This is a genomic window from Collinsella sp. AM29-10AC, assembly GCF_003469085.1.
Classification (GTDB): Bacteria; Actinomycetota; Coriobacteriia; order Coriobacteriales; family Coriobacteriaceae; genus Collinsella.
The window spans coordinates 33,569-54,932 of record NZ_QSKB01000003.1; the positions used below are offsets into that span (position 1 = coordinate 33,569).

General features: G+C 59.1%; 21 protein-coding genes. 9 read left to right on the top strand and 12 right to left on the bottom strand.

Features of this window, described 5'->3' with window-relative positions:
* Window positions 1-271: 271 nt before the first annotated feature.
* A complete protein-coding gene (locus tag DW754_RS01785; RefSeq protein ID WP_117758282.1) occupies window positions 272-1,225 on the top strand; it encodes a tRNA-dihydrouridine synthase in 954 nt (317 codons plus the stop codon).
* Window positions 1,226-1,349: 124 nt separating this feature from the next.
* Here DW754_RS01785 and DW754_RS01790 read toward each other — a convergent pair whose 3' ends face one another.
* The 4 genes from DW754_RS01790 to DW754_RS01805 all read right to left on the bottom strand — a co-directional run bounded on the left by DW754_RS01790 (window position 1,350) and on the right by DW754_RS01805 (window position 4,417).
* Entirely contained in the window at window positions 1,350-2,234 is an 885-nt protein-coding gene (locus DW754_RS01790) for a Sir2 silent information regulator family NAD-dependent deacetylase (protein WP_117758281.1), read from the bottom strand.
* Window positions 2,176-2,961 carry a protein-ADP-ribose hydrolase gene (locus DW754_RS01795; protein ID WP_117758280.1) on the bottom strand — a complete coding sequence of 262 codons (786 nt, stop codon included), beginning with the start codon at window positions 2,959-2,961 and terminating at the stop codon, window positions 2,176-2,178. Before DW754_RS01795 ends, DW754_RS01790 begins: the two co-directional genes overlap by 59 nt.
* Window positions 2,962-3,292: 331 nt before the next feature.
* On the bottom strand, window positions 3,293-3,538 hold the full coding sequence (locus tag DW754_RS01800) for a glutaredoxin (protein WP_117758279.1): 246 nt from the start codon (window positions 3,536-3,538) through the stop codon (window positions 3,293-3,295).
* Between the two features lie 51 nt (window positions 3,539-3,589).
* Window positions 3,590-4,417, bottom strand: a complete 828-nt coding sequence (locus DW754_RS01805) for a TipAS antibiotic-recognition domain-containing protein (RefSeq protein WP_117833464.1) — start codon at window positions 4,415-4,417, stop codon at window positions 3,590-3,592.
* Window positions 4,418-4,503: 86 nt separating this feature from the next.
* Between DW754_RS01805 and DW754_RS01810 the strand changes: the two genes are divergently transcribed.
* Together DW754_RS01810 and DW754_RS01815 are read left to right on the top strand one after the other, a co-directional pair.
* Window positions 4,504-5,295, top strand: a complete 792-nt coding sequence (locus DW754_RS01810) for a tRNA (N6-threonylcarbamoyladenosine(37)-N6)-methyltransferase TrmO (RefSeq protein WP_233508841.1) — start codon at window positions 4,504-4,506, stop codon at window positions 5,293-5,295.
* 113 nt (window positions 5,296-5,408) lie between these two features.
* Window positions 5,409-6,620, top strand: a complete 1,212-nt coding sequence (locus tag DW754_RS01815) for a MalY/PatB family protein (RefSeq protein WP_117758277.1) — start codon at window positions 5,409-5,411, stop codon at window positions 6,618-6,620.
* Window positions 6,621-6,716: 96 nt separating this feature from the next.
* Here DW754_RS01815 and DW754_RS01820 read toward each other — a convergent pair whose 3' ends face one another.
* Together DW754_RS01820 and DW754_RS01825 are read right to left on the bottom strand one after the other, a co-directional pair.
* Window positions 6,717-7,196: a pyridoxamine 5'-phosphate oxidase family protein gene (locus DW754_RS01820; RefSeq protein WP_117758276.1), complete on the bottom strand. Its 480-nt coding sequence runs from the start codon at window positions 7,194-7,196 to the stop codon at window positions 6,717-6,719.
* Window positions 7,197-7,237: 41 nt separating this feature from the next.
* The gene (locus tag DW754_RS01825; protein ID WP_117758275.1) at window positions 7,238-10,042 is read right to left on the bottom strand and encodes a transporter substrate-binding domain-containing protein; all 2,805 of its coding nucleotides are present in this window, start codon (window positions 10,040-10,042) and stop codon (window positions 7,238-7,240) included.
* A 213-nt stretch (window positions 10,043-10,255) separates the two neighbouring features.
* Here DW754_RS01825 and DW754_RS01830 point away from each other — a divergent pair, with 213 nt between their 5' ends.
* The 3 genes from DW754_RS01830 to DW754_RS01840 all read left to right on the top strand — a co-directional run bounded on the left by DW754_RS01830 (window position 10,256) and on the right by DW754_RS01840 (window position 12,681).
* Window positions 10,256-10,681 (top strand): potassium channel family protein, encoded by a 426-nt coding sequence (locus DW754_RS01830; RefSeq protein WP_055252221.1) that lies wholly within the window; start codon window positions 10,256-10,258, stop codon window positions 10,679-10,681.
* Window positions 10,682-10,717: 36 nt separating this feature from the next.
* Complete coding sequence (locus tag DW754_RS01835; RefSeq protein ID WP_117758274.1) at window positions 10,718-11,251, top strand: TIGR00730 family Rossman fold protein; 534 nt, start codon at window positions 10,718-10,720, stop codon at window positions 11,249-11,251.
* Window positions 11,252-11,376: 125 nt separating this feature from the next.
* Window positions 11,377-12,681 carry a chloride channel protein gene (locus tag DW754_RS01840; RefSeq protein WP_117758273.1) on the top strand — a complete coding sequence of 435 codons (1,305 nt, stop codon included), beginning with the start codon at window positions 11,377-11,379 and terminating at the stop codon, window positions 12,679-12,681.
* A 94-nt stretch (window positions 12,682-12,775) separates the two neighbouring features.
* On the opposite strand, the gene DW754_RS01845 is transcribed toward DW754_RS01840, so the two are convergent.
* The 4 genes from DW754_RS01845 to DW754_RS01860 all read right to left on the bottom strand — a co-directional run bounded on the left by DW754_RS01845 (window position 12,776) and on the right by DW754_RS01860 (window position 15,700).
* Window positions 12,776-13,651: an EamA family transporter gene (locus DW754_RS01845; RefSeq protein WP_117640579.1), complete on the bottom strand. Its 876-nt coding sequence runs from the start codon at window positions 13,649-13,651 to the stop codon at window positions 12,776-12,778.
* Between the two features lie 68 nt (window positions 13,652-13,719).
* On the bottom strand, window positions 13,720-14,418 hold the full coding sequence (locus DW754_RS01850; protein ID WP_117758272.1) for an ABC-2 transporter permease: 699 nt from the start codon (window positions 14,416-14,418) through the stop codon (window positions 13,720-13,722).
* Window positions 14,415-15,296 carry an ABC transporter ATP-binding protein gene (locus DW754_RS01855; protein ID WP_117758271.1) on the bottom strand — a complete coding sequence of 294 codons (882 nt, stop codon included), beginning with the start codon at window positions 15,294-15,296 and terminating at the stop codon, window positions 14,415-14,417. Before DW754_RS01855 ends, DW754_RS01850 begins: the two co-directional genes overlap by 4 nt.
* A 23-nt stretch (window positions 15,297-15,319) precedes the next feature.
* On the bottom strand, window positions 15,320-15,700 hold the full coding sequence (locus tag DW754_RS01860) for a GntR family transcriptional regulator (RefSeq protein ID WP_117758270.1): 381 nt from the start codon (window positions 15,698-15,700) through the stop codon (window positions 15,320-15,322).
* Window positions 15,701-16,259: 559 nt separating this feature from the next.
* Here DW754_RS01860 and DW754_RS01865 point away from each other — a divergent pair.
* The 3 genes from DW754_RS01865 to DW754_RS01875 all read left to right on the top strand — a co-directional run bounded on the left by DW754_RS01865 (window position 16,260) and on the right by DW754_RS01875 (window position 19,442).
* Window positions 16,260-17,873, top strand: a complete 1,614-nt coding sequence (locus DW754_RS01865) for a peptide chain release factor 3 (protein WP_117758269.1) — start codon at window positions 16,260-16,262, stop codon at window positions 17,871-17,873.
* A gap of 156 nt (window positions 17,874-18,029) precedes the next feature.
* The gene (locus tag DW754_RS01870; protein WP_231501599.1) at window positions 18,030-18,752 is read left to right on the top strand and encodes a VUT family protein; all 723 of its coding nucleotides are present in this window, start codon (window positions 18,030-18,032) and stop codon (window positions 18,750-18,752) included.
* 9 nt (window positions 18,753-18,761) lie between these two features.
* Complete coding sequence (locus DW754_RS01875; RefSeq protein WP_117758268.1) at window positions 18,762-19,442, top strand: SDR family NAD(P)-dependent oxidoreductase; 681 nt, start codon at window positions 18,762-18,764, stop codon at window positions 19,440-19,442.
* Between the two features lie 50 nt (window positions 19,443-19,492).
* Here the strand turns inward: DW754_RS01875 and DW754_RS01880 are convergent, their stop codons facing one another.
* Together DW754_RS01880 and DW754_RS01885 are read right to left on the bottom strand one after the other, a co-directional pair.
* Window positions 19,493-20,218, bottom strand: coding sequence for a uracil-DNA glycosylase (locus tag DW754_RS01880; protein WP_117758267.1), 726 nt, complete (start codon window positions 20,216-20,218; stop codon window positions 19,493-19,495).
* 88 nt (window positions 20,219-20,306) lie between these two features.
* Window positions 20,307-21,209 carry a DMT family transporter gene (locus DW754_RS01885; RefSeq protein WP_117758266.1) on the bottom strand — a complete coding sequence of 301 codons (903 nt, stop codon included), beginning with the start codon at window positions 21,207-21,209 and terminating at the stop codon, window positions 20,307-20,309.
* Window positions 21,210-21,364 lie beyond the last annotated feature (155 nt).

Sequence of the window (21,364 nt, forward strand, 5' to 3'; positions counted from 1 at the left end):
GCTTCGGGGGTCCAAATACAGCCGTTCACTTCTCGGGAAAAGTATTAGACCTCGAAATATGGGCGGCGTTCGCGAACGGCAACTAGCTTGCGTCCGGTAGCCGGCACTTGGGGCAAAGGGACTGCCCTTTTGCCCCTTCACCATTGCATCGTATCTGGTGTGGAAAAAATATCGCCTGCGTTCTCGCGCCTGCGAAGAGTTCCTGAACCGCTTGAATGGGATGTGACAAAGGGACAGTCCCTTTGTCACATTGATTTGAGAATGGATGTTGATGTATTTATCGCTGGCCCCTATGGAGGGGATTACCGGGCATGTGTTCCGTCGCGTGCATGCGGAGTGCTTCGGCGCGCTCGATTGTTATTACACGCCGTTTTTGCCGCCGCCGCGGGTGGGCAATCGCTTTGGCGGCAAGGCGTTTAAAGAGGTCGATCCTGCCAACAACCAGGGACTTAACGTGGTGCCCCAGCTGATGTCCAAGAATGCGGACGAGTTTGTGTGGGCGGCGCAGGTGCTTGCCGATATGGGCTACCGCGAGGTCAACCTCAACCTTGGCTGCCCTTCGGGTACGGTGGTCGCGAAGGGCAAGGGTTCGGGCTTTCTGCGCAATTTGGATGAGCTCGAGGTGTTCTTGAGCGACGTGTGCGAACGCTCGCCCTTGCCGGTGTCGGTCAAGACCAGGTTGGGGTTGGAAAGCGACGACGAGTACAAGCGCGTGCTCGACCTCTACTGTCGCATGCCGTTAGCAGAGCTGATTGTGCACCCGCGCGTGCAAAAGGACCGTTATACGGGCTCGCCGCGCAAAGAGTTTTACGGCGAGACGCTGGAGCGGGCGCCGTTCCCCGTGGCCTATAACGGCGACATCTTTGATCTTGAGGACATGGATGCGCTGGTGGAAGCCTATCCCGGAACACGCCACGTAATGTTGGGGCGCGGCTTGCTTGCGAATCCCGCGCTGGCTCGCATGGTTAAGGGCGGCCCTGCCGCCACCGCCGCTGAGCTGCAACGCTTCCACGACATGCTGTTTGCGGCTTATGCGGACGAGATTGGGGGCAACGCGGTCTTTCGCATGAAAGAGTGGTGGTTCTACGCCAAATGCGCCTTCGCCGATCCCGCGACCGTTCACAAGCTCGTTCGCAAGACCAAAAAGGTCGATGAATACCGCGCTGCTGTCGAGCGCGTCTTTCGCGAGCAGCCGCTTGCGCCCGCTGCCCGCTTTTGCGGCTAAATGTGGGCGTTGGGGACGTTCTTAAACGACTATGTTGCAAAAAGCTGTACGTCAGCATCCAAAGATGTCGGAAAATGTCGACTTTGGATGCTGACGTACATGTTTGAAGGCGGTATCGCCCTCGTTATCCGACGACTTGGACGGCAAGTGCGTCCAATACACGTTCCGCGTCGGCGTCGATCAGGATGCTCCGATCGGCGATTTCTGCCGGAGCGACTGCCTCGCCAAAATTGACGCACGCGTACGTAGCGCGCTCATTTTTGGCAGTCATCTGCCAAAACGGATACTTGATGATGACGGGCGTATTGCCGCCTACGCCAAGCTCAAAGAACAGAATGCGCATATTGCTGTGGCGGCGCAGGAAATCCTGGTAGCGATCGGCCGCAGCATACCAGCCCCTATCCTGCACAAACGTATCGTCGGCGCGCAGGTTCATCGTAAGCGGGGAACCACAGTGGGGACAACGGGGCACAAGTGCAGACGGAATGCGCAGGTCCTGTTGGGCGCCGACCATGCAGTTTACAAGTCCTTCGTTATCCCACGTTTCCTGGCAGCAGGGCTTGCTGCACTGGAATAGGCCATAGTCGCCCTGCGTGTAAAAGAGCCGCTGCTTATCAAAGCCGACGCGCTGGAAGCAGTGGTCTACGTTTGTGGTCAGCACAAAGTAATCGCGGTCGCGCAGTAGGTCCAGGAGCTGCTCATAGACCGGTTTGGGTATGGGGTCATATCGGTTGCACTCAATATAGCGGCTCCAAAATGCCCAGTATTCCTCGAGCGAGTCGTAGGGGTAGAAGCCGCCGGAGTACATGTCAGCAAAGCCGTAGCGTGCAGCGAAGTCGCCAAAGAGCTTCTCGAAGCGTTCGCCCGAATAGGTATAGCCAGCCGCGGTGGAAAGACCCGCGCCGGCACCGATTATCACGGCGTCGGATGCATCGAGTGCGGCTTGGAGCTTAGCGATCTGTTTGGAGAAGCTCACGGTAGATTGATTCGTCAGACGCGAGAAATACATTGAAGATCACCTTAAGGTTGGAGTCGTTATGGTCTAGATGATGACGAACGGTATCGACGGCAACGCGCGCGGCGGCTTGCTGGGGATAGCCAAAGACGCCCGTCGAGATGCAGCAGAATGCAAGCGTGTCGAGCCCTTGGCGTGTCGCTTCGTCCAGACAGCTGGTGTAGCAACGGCGTAGTAGCAATTCTTCGCGCGGGCCGGGCTTATGGCTGGGCACGATGGGGCCGACGGTGTGAAAGATGTGGCTGCTCGGCAGGTTAAACGCTGGCGTGACCTTAACGCGTGCGGTCGGTTCCTCATGCCCCTGCTTACACATGAGGTTGGCGCACGTCAGACGTAGCTGCATGCCGGCGTATGTGTGGATGGCGTTGTCGATGCAGTGGTGCCCCGGCACAAAGCAGCCGAGCATTTGGCTGTTGGCGGCGTTGGCGATGGCGTCGGCTTTAAGCAGTGTGATGTCACCGCGCCAGACGGCAACGTGATTGCGGTAGGGGAGTGCGCCGGCATCGGTCGCTCCGCCGCGCTCAACAATTCGCTGATGCAGGTAGGCGTCCTGGATGTCGAGGGTTTCTGTCGTAAGCGCTTCGGGCGGCCGCACGTTCATAAGGGCTCTGAGCAAATCACGCTGCTCGTCGGCTCCGGCAGGAACGGCAACGTCGCGTCCATCCGGTCGCTCATCGAGCAATGCGTTGATAAGCCAAACACGACGCTCGGCTTGATTCATGGCTGGCCTCCTGTCCAATTGATTCGGGTGTGTCTGACAGTAGTGTGCAGCCTGGATCGTTTTTAAAAAAGAAGGCACAAAAAGGTAACCGTGGAGCGGTATGCCCCACGGCATCCATTTCCTTTAGGTTTGACGAGAGCACCTTTTGGCTGATGCCGGGAATAGAGCGATGGAGTGCGTTGAAGCCCAATGACTACCTGTGTCGGGCCCATGCAAAAAGCTGTACGTCAGCATCCAAAGATGTCGAAAAATGTCGACTTTGGATGCTGGCGTACATGTTTGGTTCGTATGGGTTCGGCTCGGTTGGCGCGAACTGGCCGCAGTGCGCGTGCTAGAGCAAATTCTCCTGCACCCACGCGATGATGTCGCTCGATTCGTAGAGCGGCTTTCCGTCAATGAATAAGCAAGGAACCTGGCGCTTTCCGCCGACGGTGATGAGCGTCTGCTCGGCATCGGAATCGGTCGAGATATTGCGCTCGGGAATGGTCACGCCGTTATCGGCCAAAAAGTGCTTGACCTTTATGCAATACGGGCAGCCGGTCATAACGTAGAGCGCGAGCTCGTGATCAGTAGCCATAGGTCTCCAATCGGTTGAGGTTTCGATTGAAATACCCAAAGCCGCCGCGGTCTATGCACGCGTCAACGACGACTCGATTGCCTGTACCAGAAACGCCGTGGCTCCGGTGCCGCAGGGCTTGTCGTAGTAGTCAACAAAGCGCTGGTCCGCAAGATAACCATTGGCGAGGCCCAGGTATGCTTCGTCCTGGGGCTCGTGTCCCCAGTTGAGGCTAATCCAACGACGATGCATCGCAACAAGTTTTTGGGCCTCGATGCTCTTTGGGTCGCCGTCGTCCATGGCAATCGAGAGCTGGCCCAAAATCGCGCGCTCGAGTTCTTTCATGTCGTTCCAGGTTTCGGGGTCCATGTCCAGCAACGCCTCGTTTGCCGCATCGATTGCCCTGTCGCCGTAGCGCGCCCGGGCCTCGGCGCCGTAGCGCTCCTCGTTTTCCTGCACGGAGCGCCAGCGCTCCAGTTGCGGCAGCACGGCGCCCATGAGCGAGACGGCTTCGTCGAGCGACATACCGGTGCTTTGTGCCAGCCGCGGGGCACAATCCTCGATCATTGCTTCCATTGTGGTGTCGTAGGTGTACTTGCCGCGGTCGTAGCACCACTTGCAGTAATGGTCGGTCGTGGCGCCCGCGGCATCGGTGCCGCAGTCGTCGGGCGTGAGCACCATGCCGCAGCTCTGACAATAGTGCTCGGGCATTTCGAGCAGGTGCGACAGCGGCTCTCCGGTAACGGCGGCAATGAGCTTCATCATGTCGATGCCCGGGGTGACTTCGCCGCGCTCCCAACGGCTCACGGCTTGGCGCGTGACGTAGAGCTTGGCGGCGAGCTGCTCTTGGGTAAGGTTGTTGGCGCGGCGGACGGCGATGAGTTTTTCTGCAAAGGCCATGACGGCTCCTTTCTGGTGCTTGTTTGCTTAAGCATACGCGGCAGCCGATGTCCTTCCAAGCAACCGTTGGTTGCATGCAGATGACGATGAGAGAGAATCGCAGCCTGCGCCCCGCGCGCCTGTGCCGTACAATGACCGGCATGGAACCTATTGCACGCATACATACCGACCTGCCGCAGAAGTTCGGCATTCCGCGCAACAGTTTTTTGGCGCCCCATCTGCAGGGACGCATCGTTTTTGAGCCGGAATTTGCCTCCAATGCAGCGGTTGAGGGCCTGGACTCCTTCTCTCACCTATGGCTGCTGTGGCGTTTTGAAAACGGAACGCCCGGCGGCACGGCTAAGGACATAGCCACCGATGCCAAGACGCAGGACAGGTCCGGCACCAATGCCAAGTGGTCGAAAACCGTGCGCCCGCCGCGTCTGGGCGGAGCCGAGCGTGTGGGCGTGTTTGCCACGCGCAGTCCGTTTCGCCCTAATCCCATTGGGCTTACCTGCGTCAAACTCGATCATGTCGAGCTTACCGACGATGGCCCAATCATCCATGTGCTAGGGGCCGATCTGCGCGACGGCACGCCCATCTACGACATTAAGCCCTACATTCCGTTTGCGGATTGCCATCCAGATGCGACCGGCGGCTGGATTGAGGATGCTCCGTGGCAAGAGCTCGATATCGAGTTCCCGCAAGCGCTGCAGGATATGATTCCGCCCGCAAAGCTCCCCGGCTTGATAGAGGTCCTTCGTCAAGATCCTCGCCGCGCGGGTAGCAAACACGAGCCAAACCGCGTCTACCATCTGGCTTACGCTGGGCTCGACATATCCTTTACGGTTGATGGAACCAGGTTGACGGTAATCGCCGTCAACGACGCGCGGGACTAGCCGGCTATTCGCCGGCGCCCGCCAAATTCAACGCCAAACCCTCATGACAAAATCGCCCACGCTGGTGGACAATAACGCCTACCAAAACAATCCGCTTTGCACGGGAGCTCAGCATGAAATACGACTTTACTTCGCTTATCGACCGCCACGGCATGGACGCCATCGCCGTTGACTCCTGGGGTGAAATCCCCGGCATGGCTCCGAACGCGCCCGACGAGGGCTTCGACCGCATCCCCATGTGGGTGGCGGACATGAACTTTGCCACGGTGCCCACGGTCCAGGAGCACATCATTCAGCGCGCCCAGCATCCCATGTTTGGCTATTTCGATCCTCGCCCCGAGTACTTCGACCGCATCATCGAATGGCAGAGCCGCCGTAATGGCGTCGAGGGCCTGCTCCCGGAGCATATCGGCTACGAGAACGGCGTGCTGGGCGGCGTCGTGTCGACCCTGCGCGCGTATGTCCAGCCGGGCGATGCGGTGCTGGTCCACAGCCCGACCTACATCGGCTTTACCAAGTCCATCGAAGCCGCGGGCTATCGCATTGTCCACAGCCCGCTTAAGCTCGACGACCAGGGCGTGTGGCGTATGGACTTTGAGGACATGGAGCGCAAGCTCGCCCAAAACCACATCCATGCCGCGGTGTTCTGCTCGCCGCACAACCCCTGCGGCCGCGTATGGGAGCGCGATGAGATCGAGCGCGCCATGGATACCTATCGCCAGCACGATTGCGTGGTGATCTCGGATGAGATTTGGTCCGATATCATCCTGCCGGGGCACAAGCATATCCCGACGCAGTCGGTGAGCGAGGATGCCCGCATACGCACGGTTGCCCTCTACGCGCCCAGCAAGACGTTCAACCTGGCGGGCTTGGTCGGCAGCTACCACATCATCTATAACGAGACGCTGCGCGACCGCGTGTGCGCCGTGTCCAACAAGACTCACTACAACGAGATGAACGTCCTCTCCATGCATGCGCTTATCGGTGCCTACCAGCAGCAGGGCTACGAGTGGGTCGATGAGCTCAACGAGATCATCGATGCCAACGTTGGCTACTTCTGCGATTACGTTGACGAGCATTTTGAGGGCGTGTCCTATTCACGTCCGCAGGGCACCTACATGGTGTTTCTGGACTGTACCAAGTGGTGTCGCGAGCATGGCCGCGATATTCAGTGGCTGCTCGACGAGGGGGCGCGCGTGGGCGTGGGGTATCAGGACGGCCGCCCGTTCCACGGGCCCTGCCACATTCGCGTGAATCTGGCGCTGCCGCTTTCGCGCGTAAGGGAGGCGTGCGACCGCCTGGACCGCTACGTTTTTGGGGTATAGGGGGCGCTCGATTCGAGTGCTGCCCCATGCGCCCACGCCGTCAAAATGCGTGGGCGCATGGGGCGCAGAGGGTAGCGAGCGCGTTTTCCGCATTCGCTACTTTTCCTGAATCTGCTTGCCGCAAAGATACTCAATCGAAATCTCGTAGAGTTGGACGCCCTTTATGTCTTTGGCGATCTCCTCCTCGACTTCTTCGGCAGAAGGGTAGTACTTAAGCGCGAGCTGACGGACTTTGTCCTCGATAAACGCGGGCGCTTCATCTACCAGGCGACAACGACCAAAGACAACGGTACTCATAACGTAGGGAGCCCAGTCGCCGTCCTTGTACCACTCGTTGCCGTAAACGGTAAAGCAGACTTTATCATCATGCTTGAGTGAATCGACCTTGTGGCCAGCCTTGGCGCCATGGAAATAAATCTTGTCGTGCTCGGCGTCAAAGAAGTAGTTGACGGGAATGGCATAGGGGTAGCCATCATCGCCGTTGACGGCAAAGACGCCGCGCTTGCAGGCAGCGAGCAGTTCGCGCGCTTTCTCGTCGGTGATGGCGCGTTTCTTTCGACGTAAGGGCCTAAACATCGTTGGCTTCCTTTCTACTGCGCATGGTGGTTGAGCACAAACTATAGCGAAACAGCCCCATTTTTCTTGATACAGGCGAGTATGTTTTTGAGCTTGCTAAAGTCGAGCGGTTTGGGCAGATGGGCGTTCATGCCGGCGTCGTGTGCCGCCTTGGCGTCTTCGGCAAAGGCGTTGGCGGTGAGCGCGATGATGGGGATGTCGGCCGCATCGGCCTTTTCGCTCAGGCGGATCGCCCGGGTTGCCTCGTAGCCGTCCATGCCCGGCATCATGATGTCCATCAGGATTGCATCGAAGCTGCCGGTGGGACGACCAACATATAGATCGACCGTTTCGTTGCCGTCGGCGGCGCGAGTCACGACGATGCCTTCGCTTTCGAGCAGAGCTTGGGCAATCTCGGCATTGAGTTCGTTATCTTCTGCCAAAAGGACGTTCATGCCGGCGAGTGAGCAGCTGCTTACCTGCGTGTCTGCACATTCTTTTATCTGAGGGTTCTTGTCGATATCGAGCGGAATCCGGACGTCAAACGTACTCCCCACGCCAACCTCACTCGAAATCTCAATCGTGCCGCCCATCATATCGATGAGCGATTTGACGATAGACATGCCAATGCCGGTTCCTTGGAACTTGCTGCGCGCATCGTCGCCTTCCTGGGCAAACGGCTCGTAAATGTGTGCCAAAAACTCGGATGTCATACCAATGCCGGTATCCGAGACGCTAAAGCAAAACACGGCGTGCTCGTCGTCGACCGGTTTGATGGTCGATGAGAACGTGACGGTGCCTCCGTGCTTGTTGTACTTGATGCTGTTGTCGAGCAGGTTGACAAGGATCTGCCGAATATGGGTGGGGCTGCCGATCATATATTGGTCGACAGCGTAGGGCTCGCTGGTGTCGAGCATGGTTATGCCGCGGTCCGATGCGCGGAGCTTGCACAGTACGAGCGCATTGTCGCACAGCTCTTTAAGGTTGAATGATTCGTGCTCGAGCGTCACTTTGCGCTCCTCGATCCTGCCCATCTCGAGGATGTCGTTAATCAGTGACAGCAGGTGATTGGCGGCAACGCGCGCCTTGGCGCGGCTTTCGCGGGCGACCTGCATGTCGCCTTCTCTCAATTCCTCAATTTCGATAAGGCCCAGGATGCCGTTGAGCGGCGTGCGGATGTCGTGGCTCATGCGCGTGAGGAAAGCGGTTTTGGCGGCGTTGGCGGCATCGGCTTTCTGCCGTTCCTCCTGTGCGCGGTAAAGCGACCAGACAAGGATGACGATGCCGGTGAGCAAAATGCAAATGACGACTGCCGCAATGACGATGCGGTTGCGGTAGAGAAGTCGGAACGCATCCGATTCTTGCGCCGAGTACGATGTGGGGAAATAGCTGTTTGCAGAGAGCGATTCACCTGCATTGACGATGCCCTTATTGATGATTCCCAGCAGCTCGGGCTTGCCGCGCGAAATTAAACACGATAGTTGTGCCGTGTTGGTGAGTTCCTGTGTTTCGAAATCCTCGATGTCGTAGATGTCGCGGAGAGTTTCCAGGCGCGTGCTGGGGACAATGATGCAACGTGCCTTCCCCTCATCGAGGGCTTTGAGCACCTCGCCGTCATTCGAATACTCGGTTACCGTTGCGTTCGGAAAGAGACTTTCGAGCTCAAAACGGTTAACGATTGTGCTCTTTGTACAAGCGATGTTCTTAAGGTCGCTGTTCAGGTTTTTGCCACTGTGAATGGCGGTCAGCGAAACCGTTCCCATCGAGTTTGACTGGATGACCCCTGTCTGTTCGGCGAGCCAGTAGTCGCGAAACAACGGCAGGGCGACATCGATGGTCCCGTTGGAAAGGGCTTTGATCATTTGCTTGTTGTTCGAGAGTGCGATTGTTTTGACCGTAATGTCAAACTTGTCGTGCAACGTCGTTGCAAGCGAGGCGAGCGACCCTTCCATCTCGCCGTCGTCATTTTGCGTACAGTAGGGAAGTTGGTTTTTAAGATAGCCGAGCGTGATGGTATTGCCGTTTTCTTTGAGCCAGGTGGTCTCGGTGCCGGTGAGCGATGACGAGCCACTGTTTTGGGTCGAGTAACTCGTTTTGACTTCCTCGTTATAGCGCGGGTTATCGCGGGCGATGGTCGTCATGGCGGCGTTGATGTCGTTCATCAGGTCAGGGCGGCTTTTGGGAACGGCAAAATAGTAGTCGCTCGAGCCTACGTAGAACATGGGTGACGCATCGGGCGACGAAATGGTGTCGTTCATGATGACGGCGTCGACCTCGCCGTCTGCAAGCGCCTCAAAGAGGGCGCTGCCGGTGTCGATTTCTTTATAGGTGCAGGTAACGTCTTCGTTGGCGAGCCACTGCTGGCCGACGATAGTTTGCATAACGCCAGAGTTGCAGCCGATGGTGAGGCCTTGGAGCGCCTGAGGGTCACCCTTGGCTAGATCGTCGCGGTCGGGCCTGGCGTAGATATAGTAGCGCTCGGTGCCCTCGGGATTTGAGGAAAAGAGCAGCTTCTGCTCGCGTTCTGCCGAATACGAGATGTTGGGCATGAGGTCGATTTCGCCTGCCTCGAGCATGTCCATAAGCTCGGAGAAGGTGCCGCTAACGTATTCGTATTGCCAGCCCTTTGTGTAATACGAGAGGGTCTGGAGGTACTCGTAGCCCCATCCCGAGAGGCGCTCGCCCGGCGTGCCTTCCTGGAAGCCTTTGTTGTTGACGAGCCAGCCAACGCGGACCGTCTTGACCTGGTGGTCGGAGTCGGCGGCAAAGGCGGGGGCAGGCATGACGGCGCTCAGTACGGTGAGTACGGCAACCGCGACGGCTAGGGTGCGATATAGAGCCAAACGAAGGATGGCGGAAGGTTTCACATGTAATCCTATCGAGTCGAGACAGTATCACATAAGGATACCAGCTCAACCTGCCCACTCAGCCACCGCACCGCTAAACGGTCAGGTAGTCATTGGGGACGTTCTTGTTTGACTAGTCATTTAAGAACGTCCCCAATGACTAGTTCCGTTTGCGGGGGAGGCGTGGGACAATACCGAGCGAATGTGATTGGGCGTCTGGGAAAAGAGGTCGCGATGAACAAGTTGAGGACGCTTGCTGACGTGTTGCGCCAGGCTGGCTTTGCGCGCATCACGGGCCTGTTTCTCGTCTTCTATCTGCTGTGCTCGACGGCCGTCTGGCTGTCCGAGCCCACGACCCTCACGTTTGGCGACGGCCTCTGGTTTAGCTTTGAGACCGTATCGACGATCGGCTTCGGTGATATCCCGGCCGAGACGCCGGTTGCCCGCGCTATCACCGTCGTTTTGAGCGTCATCAGCATCTTCTACATCGCCATGCTCACGGGCGTGGCGGTGAACTACTGCAACACGCTCATCAAGATGCGTCAAAAGGACACCATGGCGCGCTTTATGGACGATCTCGAGCATTTGGAAGAGCTCGATCGTGACGAGCTCGCCGACCTGTCGCGCCGTGTGCGCGAATATCGCCGACGCCAACGCTAGAACGGGCGACGCGCGTCACGACGAGGGGGACTGAATATGAATATCACGGTATACCTGGGCGCGAGCGTCGGCAACGACCCGGCGTTTCTGCCTGCAGTGCGAGAGCTCGGCACGTGGATTGGCTCCAACGGCCACGCGCTGGTATACGGCGGCTCCAAGTCGGGCCTGATGGGCGCGCTTGCCGATAGCGTGCTCAATGCTGGCGGGCATGTGACGGGCGTTGAGCCGAGCTTTTTTATCGAGGCAGAGTTTCAACACGACGGTATTGACGATCTCATCGTGACGAGTGACATGGCCGAGCGTAAGGCCAAGATGATCGAGCTCGGCGACGCGTTCATCGCCTTCCCGGGCGGTACGGGCACGCTCGAGGAGATTGCCGAGGTCATGTCCGCCGTGTCGTTGGGGCATCTCGATGCGCCGTGCATCCTGTACAACCTCGGGGGCTACTACAACGATCTTAAGTCGCTGCTCGGGCGCATGATCGACAAGGGCCTATCGAGCCCGCAGCGCCAGACCGGCATCTACTTTGCCGACGACCTGCGTCAAATCGCATCGATTATCGGCGCCTAAGCCTTAGGCTCATCGCTCGTGCGGCACCCAACGGCACCGTTCGCGGCGTAGATGGTTAGCCCGCCCGAGGCCTGCTCGTCCTACAATAAAACGTATCTTTGTCGATTTGACCACGGGAGGTCCCGATGGATACCCTTGCAAAACCCAAAAACCGTGCGCTGTTCTTAGTGAGCGTGGCTGCGACCGGTGCGTTTGCGGGCACCGCGGTCTGGCTGTTCTTCTTTGCGATGGAGCGCGGTATCGACTATCTATGGACCGAGATCCCGCATATGCTGGGCGTCGCTTCACCCGAGCTCGCGAGCGGCCCGTTCGGGTTTTTGCCGTATCCGTTTTTCGTCTGCCTGCTGGGCGGCCTGCTGATCGGCCTGTACGAAAAGATGACGGGCACCAAGACCGATGACCTCAACCAGGTAATGGCCAAGGTTAAGCAAGACGGTCGCTATCCGTACGACAACCTGGGCAAGCTTTCGCTCGCGGCGTTGCTGCCGCTGCTGTTTGGCGGAAGCATTGGACCGGAGGCCGGCCTGACCGGCGTTATCGCGGGTCTGTGCAGCTGGGTCGGCGACCGCATGCGTCGCTTTGGAGCTGAGTTTAGGGAGCTCACGCTGCTGGGCACCCAGGCTGCTCTGACGGCACTCTTTACCGCGCCCGTGTTTGGCTTTGTGGCGCCGCTCGCCGGAAGTGCTGACGGTCAGGGTGCCAACGAAGACGAGGATTCCGCCTCCGACGAGATCACCATCAAGCTGCCCAAGGCGCAAAAGACCGTGGTCTACGGCATCGCGATTGCCGGCGGTCTGGGTACCTACCTGCTGCTCGGCCAGCTTATGGGCGGCGGCATGGGCATGACCAGGTTCGAGTCCGCTCAGGTGGGCAACCTGGAACTTGTCTGGCTCATTCCGCTGGCGTTGGTCGGCACCGTATGCGGCTGGCTGTACTTTGTCTCTGAGCACGCGAGCGAAACGTTTGCCCGGGCCATAGGAGAGCGTCCTGTCGTTAAGGCAATGCTGGCCGGTCTGGTACTTGCCGCCTGCGGTACGGCTCTGCCCTACACCATGTTTGCCGGCGAGACCCAAGCCGACGTGCTCATGGAGACCTATCTGACCATTCCCGCCGGCGTGCTTATCGCGACCGGTCTTGTTAAGGCCATGCTGACGCCCGCCCTCATCAACCTTGGTTGGCGTGGCGGCCACTTCTTCCCGGTTATCTTCTCGGGTGTGAGCCTGGGCTATGGTCTTGCCATCCTCACCGGCGCCGATCCGGTCTTTTGCGTCGCCGTCTGCACCGCCTCGACGATGGGCGTCGTTATGCGTCAGCCGGTCATGGTTGTGGGCCTGCTGCTCATGTGCTTCCCGCTCAAGGGTATCGTCTGCATGATCATCGCCGCCGTCATCGCGGCGGGCATTCCGCTGCCCAAGCCGCTGCGCAAGTAGCACGGTAGCGCGCGGGCAATACAAACATCTCAAGCCCGGTGTGGGCGCTGTGTCACGGATTTGCGGGTGGACTGAATCTCGCCTGACACCGACGCTACTTCCAAATCGCGAGCGCGGCGGTGCCCAGCACGATGAGGAAAAGGCCGATGGCGCTTCGATGCGACAGCTTTTCGTTGAAGGCCAGTCGTGCGAACAGCACCGATACGACAATCGATAGTTTGTCGATTTGCACGACGACGCTCACCTGGCCTGCAGCGATGGCGTAGTAGTACAGCAGCCACGACGCGCCGGTCGCAATGCCCGATGCCGCAAGAAATGCGAGTTCGCGCGGGTCAATGCGCGCGACCTGCTCCAGCTTTCCCTTGGCAGCCACGATTGCCCATGCCATAACAAGTACCACACAGGTGCGGATTGCCGTGGCCAGGTTTGACTCGACACCTTCGATGCCGATCTTGGCGAGGACGGAGGTGAGTGCCGCGAACACGGCGGCGCCGAGGGCGTAAGCGAGCCAGGCTCGGTCTTGCTTTTGCTCTGCGCCGACGGACTGCTTTTTCTCGATCATCAAAAACGTGCCGAGCGTGATAACTGCGGTTCCCACGAGCTTGACCGCCAGGTTGCCTGTCTCACCAAAAAGCACTATGGCGATCAGCACGGCGAGCACGGTGCTCATCTTGTCGACGGGTACAACCTTGTTGACGTCTCCGATGCTGAGCGCCTTAAAGTAACAGATCCACGAGGCGCCGGTGGCGAGTCCCGAGAGGGTGAGGAATAGCCAGGCTTTGGCGGGAATGGCGCCGATTGCTCCGATGGATCCAGAAATGCCCGCCATTGCCCAGGCAAATACGAGCACCACGCAAGTACGGATGGCGGTTGCAACGTCGGAGTCGGTGTGCCTGATGCCGCATTTGGCCAAAATGGATGTGATGCCGGCAAAGAAAGCTGATGCAAATGCTGCTGTAACCCACGACACGGGTTGAGCGCCTCCTCATAAAAGACCGCGCCAGATCTGCGGCGCATGCCCGATGATACCGCGCTTGCCTACAGGTCGCGTGCTCGATAGACCTTGGTACTGATGGCGCAACTCAGTGCAAAGAGCACGAGGGCCAGTACGGCAATTCCTGCGCACAGGCAGCCGAGGACGGCGGGATCGGGATTCGCCCCAGCAATCGACATGAGCCAGTTGCTGATGGGGTTGGAGGAGCTCAGTGTGGCCATGGCAAGGCATCCGAGCAGGGCAAACAGGCCGACGGAAAGGCGCAGCGCCTCCATGTGTCCAAATCGAAAGAACAGCGGCTGTGCCAGAAACACCATCATGAGGGAGATGAGCATCGATGCGGCGGAGGCTATCGTGGTCTCAAAGACGATCTGTCCCGTCGAGGGCATGCCCATGTGATCGAAGAACGGAAAGGTGATGATGCTCAAAAGCGCGGCGGCGCAGGTCATAACGGCCGAGAAGGCAATGATGCTCAGGTAGCGTGCACAGATGATGTCTTTGCGCGAGATGGGCAGCGTCGCCCGATAACGCTCCCATCCGTTTTGATTGTCGAAGCCGGCCAGCGAACTCATGACTATGATGGGCGACATGGCACTGACCGCGCAGGCGCCGGCGCTCATACCGGAATCGCCATCCGATGCGTTGGCGAGGGCCAGTACGACGAAGATGAACAGGCCGACGCCCGCGATGCTCGGGGCGAGCGTGCGAACGATGGCGAGCTCGGACATAAAGGCGCGTTTCATTTCGAAGCCCCTTTCAGCATGAGGCGAAGATAGTCATCAATGGTTGCCCGATCGCAGGGAATCTCTGGAAAGGCCTCGAGCGTTTCGCGACGGTCGGGCACAAGCACGTCCACGCTGTAGGCGTGGTGGGCGGCGCGGGCGTCTTCGACGCAAGCCATAAGCTCGGCGGCCTGTGCCTGAGTGCAGTGAGCGATGCCAGCACGGTCAGTAATGTCCTCGCGCGGCAGGTCAAACACAATCGAGCCGTTATCGATGCAGATGACGCGGTCGGCGGTGTGATCGAGGTCGGACGTAATGTGGCTCGAGAGCAGCACGCTGCGCTGGCCGTCGGCGACAAAGGCAAGCAGCTCGTCGAGCAGTTCCTCGCGCGCCATGGGATCAAGGCCTGCGGTGGCTTCGTCCAAAACGAGCAGCTTGGCATTGTGACTGAGTGCGCAGGCAAGCTGCAACTTCATGCCCATGCCGCGGGAGAGGTCCTTGACCTTCGTCTTGGGATCGAGGCCAAATCGGTCGATGAATCCGGCGAACGTTTCGCAGCTCCACGTGGGGTACGCCGGGCCTACGAGCCTCTCGACCTGGCCCACCTTGAGCGTGGAGGGGAAGGGGCATGTGTCCAGGACAAGGCCGACGCGGGAGCGCAGGTGGCGCTGTGCCTCGTCGGGCGCGTTGGCGTCGCAGCGCTGTCCAAGCAGATGCGCCTCGCCGGCATCGAGCTTTATAAGCCCGAGCGCGGCGCGAATGGTCGTCGTCTTGCCGGCGCCATTTGCGCCCACAAAGCCAACGATCTGGCCGGGCTCCACGGCAAGTGTGACGTCTCGCAGTGAAAAACGGTCGCTCACACGGCGTGAGATGCCTTTGAGTTCTAGAAGGTTTTGCATGGTATAGCCTTTCTTGCAGATGGCTACTGCATGGTTTCGGGGGCTATCAGGTCGAGCATCTCGTGCAGCTTGTCGCGCGTAACGCCCAGGGCTTCGGCTTGGCTCGCCGCTTTCGCAAGCAGTTCTTCGATATGGCAGAGCTGGTTTTCGCGCAAGAGCTCCTGGTTGCCCTCGGCGACAAAACAGCCCTTGCCCTGCACGGTGCAGATAAACCCGAGCTGCTCCAGGTCGGCGTAGGCGCGCTTGGTGGTGATGACGCTCACGCCAAGATCGCTCGCGAGCGCGCGGATGCTGGGGAGTTTGGCTCCCGCAGTGAGTGTGCCCGAAAGGATCTGAGCTTTGACCTGTGAGGATATCTGTTCGTAGATAGGCTTATCGCTCGAATCGGATAGGATGATGTCCACAGCGGCTCCTTAGCTGTTGGGTTACACGTGTATATAACCGGTAAGCACAGTATATATACACTATGCACAGTTATGCAAGAGCTAAATGTGGAATAGCCCATCGGCGCCGCGCTTGCTCCAAAACAATCTCAATCTGTAACACCTGGGTCCGTTTTGGGTCGCCTGCTGTTACAGATCGAGATCTTATTTGCCCGCTTGCCTATTTGTCTCAGTCTGTAACAGTAAGAGTCGATTTGCGCGGCTAGATGTTACAGATTGAGACATTGGCTCCCTGCCTTCCTGTTTATCTCGATTTGTAACAGCTAGACCCAATTTGGGCGGTCAGATGTTACAAATCGAGATTGTGCCGGCGGGCCTGCCGGTTTGTCTTGATCTGTAACAGGTAGAGGCTCAAAACCCGTCTTACTGTTACAGATCGAGACAGTCCTTGAGGCGACTGCCAGGTGCACAGCGAGCTTGGCTAATGAATTTGTCCTGATAGGTGCCCTATGGCGGGATTTCGCGGCTACAATGGTGCGGTTACAACGACGTAATGCACTCAATGCAAGAAAGGATCCGCATGGCAAGCCTGTCGGATGAAATCTCGTCGCGCCGCACGTTCGCGATTATCAGCCACCCGGACGCCGGTAAGACCACGCTTACCGAGAAGCTGCTGCTCTATACCGGCAGCATCCAGACTGCCGGCTCGGTCAAGGGCAAGAGCTCGGCCAAGCATGCCGTCTCGGACTGGATGGACATCGAGAAGGAGCGCGGTATTTCCGTTACCTCCTCGGTGCTGCAGTTCACCTACAACGGCGCCTGCGTCAACATCCTCGATACCCCCGGCCACCAGGACTTCTCGGAGGATACCTACCGTACCCTTATGGCCGCCGACGCCGCAGTCATGGTCATCGACGGCGCTAAGGGCGTCGAGGCCCAGACCAAAAAGCTCTTTAAGGTCTGTACGCTGCGCCATATTCCCATCTTTACCTTTGTGAACAAGCTCGACCACGAGGCTCGCGATCCGTTTGAGCTCATGGAAGAGATCGAGAACGTCCTGGGTATCAATACGTATCCCATGAACTGGCCGATCGGCAGCGGGCGCAACTTCCGCGGCGTGTTCGATCGTCAGACCCGTCGCGTCATTGCCTTTGAGGGCGACGGCCACGCCAACGCCACCAAGAAGGTCGCCGAGGTCGAGGCCGAGCTGGGCGATCCGGCCATGGACGAGCTTATTGGCGAGGAGAACCACAAGAACCTGATGGACGACATCGAGCTGCTCGATGGCGCCGGTGACGAGCTCGACCTGGATGCCGTGGCCTGCGGCAAGCTGAGCCCGGCGTTCTTTGGCTCGGCACTCACCAACTTTGGTGTGGAGCCCTTCCTTAAAGAGTTCCTGCGTCTGGCCCCGACGCCGCGCGCCTATACCGATACACTCACCAGCGAGCCGGTCGCGCCCGCCGAGAACGACTTTAGCGGCTTCGTGTTTAAGATCCAGGCCAACATGGACAAGAACCATCGCGATCGCATTGCCTTTGTGCGCATTTGCTCGGGCAAGTTCGAGCGCGGCATGGATGCCTTCCATGTGCAGGGCAACCGCAAGCTCAAGCTGGCTACGGGCACCTCGATGATGGCCGACGATCGCGCCATCGTGGACGAGGCGTACGCCGGCGACATCGTGGGCCTGTTCGATCCCGGTATCTTTAGCATCGGCGACACCGTGTGCTCCGGCAAGCGCCACGTGCAGTATCCGCAGATCCCGACGTTTGCCCCCGAGATGTTTGCCCGCATTACGCAGGTCGACACGCTCAAGCGCAAGCAGTTTGTGAAGGGCATGGAGGAGCTTGCCCAGGAGGGCGCCATCCAGATCTTCCGCGAGCTGGGTGCCGGCATGGAGAGCGTCATCGTGGGCGTGGTCGGCGTGCTGCAGTTTGAGGTACTCGAGCGCCGCCTCAAGGCTGAGTACCGTGTCGAGGTTCGTCGCCAGCCGCTGCCCTATACGGACATTCGCTGGATCCAAAACGACTCCGACACCATCGATATCCCGGGTCTTTCGCTCACGCGCGACACGCTGCGTGTCGAGGACATGCGCGGCGGCAAGCTGCTGCTGTTCACGAGTCCGTGGAATGTTGACTGGGCGACCGACCACAACCCCGACCTTGTCCTGTCGGAGTTTGGCAACGTAACGTTTTAGTGCACCGGCGCGGTGGCCCTGCGGGGCTGCCGCACCGTTTGCTTGCCTGCCGCCGCGTGAGCGGCTATCATACCCACCGTCGCCTCAAGACCGTGGCGGCCGAGCAGTTCGGGTCCGATATCCTGCTCGTTAAACCTAAAACCAAAGGAGTACATAATGATCAAGAAGGTCATGGAGGACTACAAGGTCCTGTTGCGGAGCATTCCCGCGGCAACGGTTTCGCTGTTTTTCGTGAGCGTCATCATGATGAACCTGCTGGCCAACAAAGAGCTTATCAGCCTACCGTATCTGGCACTCGATTGCGGCTTTGTGGTGAGCTGGGTCTCGTTTTTGTGCCAGGACATGATCTGCAAGCGTTTTGGCGCCAAGGCATCCATCAAAATCTCTATCCTCGCGCTGGCGGTCAACCTGGCCGTAAGCCTGTGCTTTTGGCTGTGCTCGCTCACGCCCGGCATGTGGGGCGCCTACTATGACACGGGCATGATCGAGGTCAACACCGCCCTTAACGCCACCATCGGCGGCACCTGGTACGTGGTGTTTGGATCTTCGCTCGCCATGCTCGTCTCTGCCGTCGTTAACTCCACGCTCAACCAGTCGCTCGGCCGTATGCTCAAAAAGAATAACTTTGCGAGCTTCGCCTTCCGCTCCTATGTGTCCACGGGTGTTGGCCAGTTTATCGACAACCTGGTCTTTGCCATTGTGGTGAGCCACACGTTCTTTGGCTGGACCTGGGTGCAGGTTCTTATGTGCTCGCTGACCGGCGCTGTTGCCGAGCTGCTGTGTGAGGTCTTCCTGAGCCCCGTGGGCTACAAGGTCGTGCGTGGCTGGGAGCGCGAGAATGTGGGCGCCGAGTACCTCGAGCGTCACGCAACCGCCTAAGGAGCAAGTATGCGGGTTTTGATCACGGGTGCCTCGGGCGGTATCGGAGCCGCGTGCGTGCAGCGTTTTTTGGACGAGGGCCACGAGGTCGTGGGCTTTGATTTGCTGCCGGCGGCAGTCGAGCACGAGCACTATCGCCATCTGATCGTCGATGTCCGCGAGCCGGACTCGTTTCCGGACGAGCTTGAACCCCAGGTGATCGTGAACGTTGCCGGCACGCAGGATTCGGCCGACGATATTGCCGCCAACCTGTGCAGCACCATCAACGTGACCGAGCGCTATGCCTTTGTGGGGGAGGGGCTTGCCGCCAAGCCGGCGCCGGCCATTACATCCGTGGTCAATGTGGGGTCGGCGAGCGGGCATACGGGATCGGAGTTTCCCGCCTATGCCGCCAGCAAGGGCGGCGTTATCGCCTACACCAAGAACCTTGCAAACCGCTTGGCGCCGCAGGCCATCGCCAACAGTGTGGACCCGGGCGGCGTCATCACGCCGCTCAACCGTTGCGTGATGGAAGACGAACACCTGTGGAACCAGATTATGGAGCTCACGCCGCTTAAGCGCTGGGCCACCGCCCAAGAGATCGCCGAGTGGATCTACTTTGTGGGCGTGACCAACCGGTTTATGACCGGGCAGAGCCTGCTGATCGATGGCGGAGAGGCCGGCCGCACCCAATTTATTTGGCCCGAATAGGAAACGCGCCCGATGGAAAGCCGTCGGGCGCGTTTTTGATGTATCGATTTTTAGCCGAGGCAAGTCCAGTTGACGGGGGTCGAGCCGTGCTGTTCGAGTAGCCGATTGGCTGCCGAGAAGGGGCGCGACCCCATAAAAGCGGGGAGTTCTGCCGTGGCACGGTTGGCCGAAAGTGGCGAGGGGTGCGTGGAGGCCAGACAGAACTTGCCGCTTGCCTTGCCCGCGCCGGTCGCGGCGAGCTTGCCCTCAACCATCTGCTGGGCAAAGCGGCCCCATGCCAAAAAGACTACCGGCTGGGGCAGCTGACAGCAGCGTTCGATAACGTAGTCGGTGAGCGCGCTCCAGCCCAGCTTGGCGTGCGAGTTCGCGGCATGCTCGCGCACGGTGAGCGTAGTGTTGAGGAGCAATACGCCCTGCTGTGCCCATGGCGTTAGATCTCCCGTGGCGGGAACGGGGCAGCCCAGGTCGGCATTGAGCTCCTTATAGATGTTGCGCAGGCTCGGCGGCAGCTTGGTTTGCGTCGCGGGGACCGAGAACGAAAGCCCCATGGCCTGGTTGGGTCCGTGATAGGGGTCTTGACCCAAGATGACAACTTTGGCTTGGTCTGCCGGCGTGTAGACGAGGGCATTGAGGATGTCGTCTTGTGCCGGGTAGATGGTTTGCTCGGCACGCAAAAGGGCGATGCGCTCGAGCAGCTGGTTCGTAGTGTCACGTACCGGCTGCGGCGCATCGCCCAACCAAGTTGCTATGTTGCGGTTGCGGGTCGCGGTGTCCATGGGGCTCCTTTATGGCAGATGCTCTGTTGGCATCTATTGTAAAGGCACACCGGAAACCTTTATGCCGCGGCTGCATAAGGAGTGGGGACTACGAGACGCGCTCGGGCGCTCCTGCCATACGGGCCTGTCCATGTTCACGGAGGCGCGGAAGCTCGACGGTTGCCACCATGACGCCGGTGAGGATGAGGGCGGCGCCAAAGAAGGCGATGGGGCTCAGGACCTCGCCGACCAGGAAGAACGAGAAGACGGCAGAGCAGACCGGTTCGAGTGAGAAAGCGAAGCCGGTGGTCTCGGCGGGCACGTGGGGCTGCACGAGCGTCTGGGTGATAAAGCCATAGGCAGAGCAGATGAGTGCGAGGGCAACGACGACTACGACCTCGCCCGGCGTGCCGGGAAGCGTGAAACCGCCAAAGACGAATGCGGCGATGCCCGAGAACAGGCCGCCAAAGCCCAGCTGCCAAACGCCCAGAGCCAGCGGGTCGACATCTTCGACAAAGCGCTTCGCCACAATGATGTGGCCGGCATAGACAAAGGCCGAGAGCAACATGATGAGCGCGCCCGGGTTCAGGCTGGTGAAGTCGGCGCCCGAGAGCAGCAGCATGCCACAGGTGACGATGGCGGTGCCGACGAGAACTTTGCGCTCGGGGGCGCGGCGCAGCAGGGCGGCGTTGGCAAACGGCACGATTACGACCGTCAGGCTCTGCAAAAAGCCGGCGGTTGAGGCGGAGGTGAGGCTGGAACCCAGGCACATACAGGTGAGCTCGGTTGCCATGATGGCGCCGATGATGGCGGAGCGAACCATCACGTCACGGTTGATACGCAGCGCGTGCTTGTGGAAGAGCAGCAGACAGGCCACAAAGGCGATGATGCAGCGCAGCGCAACGATGCTCGTGGCGTTCATGCTATCCATGCCGATCTTCATGAGGGGGTACGAAAAGCCCCATGCGACGGGAACGGAAAATGAGAGCGCGATTGCTTTTTTGCGATCCATGGGACTCCTTTTGTTACAGAACGGTTTCGCAAAAAGGATTCTGCTCCCAGATGTGGATGTAGTAAAGCGAATGTATCTTCAGTATGATTAAGAAATACTAATGTTGCTAGAAAAAGCGCTGGCAAAACGTTTTACGGCTGCATTGATGTGGAGGC

Excerpts from the sequence above, each read along its gene's own strand:
- DW754_RS01785 (WP_117758282.1), top strand. The coding sequence starts at position 272 with ATGTATTTATCGCTGGCCCCTATGGAGGGGATTACCGGGCATGTGTTC.
- DW754_RS01855 (WP_117758271.1), bottom strand. The coding sequence starts at position 15,296 with ATGCAAAACCTTCTAGAACTCAAAGGCATCTCACGCCGTGTGAGCGAC.
- DW754_RS01875 (WP_117758268.1), top strand. The coding sequence starts at position 18,762 with ATGCGGGTTTTGATCACGGGTGCCTCGGGCGGTATCGGAGCCGCGTGC.
- DW754_RS01805 (WP_117833464.1), bottom strand. The coding sequence starts at position 4,417 with ATGGCCTTTGCAGAAAAACTCATCGCCGTCCGCCGCGCCAACAACCTT.
- DW754_RS01790 (WP_117758281.1), bottom strand. The coding sequence starts at position 2,234 with ATGTATTTCTCGCGTCTGACGAATCAATCTACCGTGAGCTTCTCCAAA.
- DW754_RS01850 (WP_117758272.1), bottom strand. The coding sequence starts at position 14,418 with ATGAAACGCGCCTTTATGTCCGAGCTCGCCATCGTTCGCACGCTCGCC.
- DW754_RS01820 (WP_117758276.1), bottom strand. The coding sequence starts at position 7,196 with ATGTTTAGGCCCTTACGTCGAAAGAAACGCGCCATCACCGACGAGAAA.
- DW754_RS01815 (WP_117758277.1), top strand. The coding sequence starts at position 5,409 with ATGAAATACGACTTTACTTCGCTTATCGACCGCCACGGCATGGACGCC.
- DW754_RS01795 (WP_117758280.1), bottom strand. The coding sequence starts at position 2,961 with ATGAATCAAGCCGAGCGTCGTGTTTGGCTTATCAACGCATTGCTCGAT.
- DW754_RS01870 (WP_231501599.1), top strand. The coding sequence starts at position 18,030 with ATGATCAAGAAGGTCATGGAGGACTACAAGGTCCTGTTGCGGAGCATT.
- DW754_RS01880 (WP_117758267.1), bottom strand. The coding sequence starts at position 20,218 with ATGGACACCGCGACCCGCAACCGCAACATAGCAACTTGGTTGGGCGAT.
- DW754_RS01810 (WP_233508841.1), top strand. The coding sequence starts at position 4,504 with ATGAGAGAGAATCGCAGCCTGCGCCCCGCGCGCCTGTGCCGTACAATG.
- DW754_RS01830 (WP_055252221.1), top strand. The coding sequence starts at position 10,256 with ATGAACAAGTTGAGGACGCTTGCTGACGTGTTGCGCCAGGCTGGCTTT.
- DW754_RS01865 (WP_117758269.1), top strand. The coding sequence starts at position 16,260 with ATGGCAAGCCTGTCGGATGAAATCTCGTCGCGCCGCACGTTCGCGATT.
- DW754_RS01835 (WP_117758274.1), top strand. The coding sequence starts at position 10,718 with ATGAATATCACGGTATACCTGGGCGCGAGCGTCGGCAACGACCCGGCG.
- DW754_RS01885 (WP_117758266.1), bottom strand. The coding sequence starts at position 21,209 with ATGGATCGCAAAAAAGCAATCGCGCTCTCATTTTCCGTTCCCGTCGCA.
- DW754_RS01800 (WP_117758279.1), bottom strand. The coding sequence starts at position 3,538 with ATGGCTACTGATCACGAGCTCGCGCTCTACGTTATGACCGGCTGCCCG.
- DW754_RS01840 (WP_117758273.1), top strand. The coding sequence starts at position 11,377 with ATGGATACCCTTGCAAAACCCAAAAACCGTGCGCTGTTCTTAGTGAGC.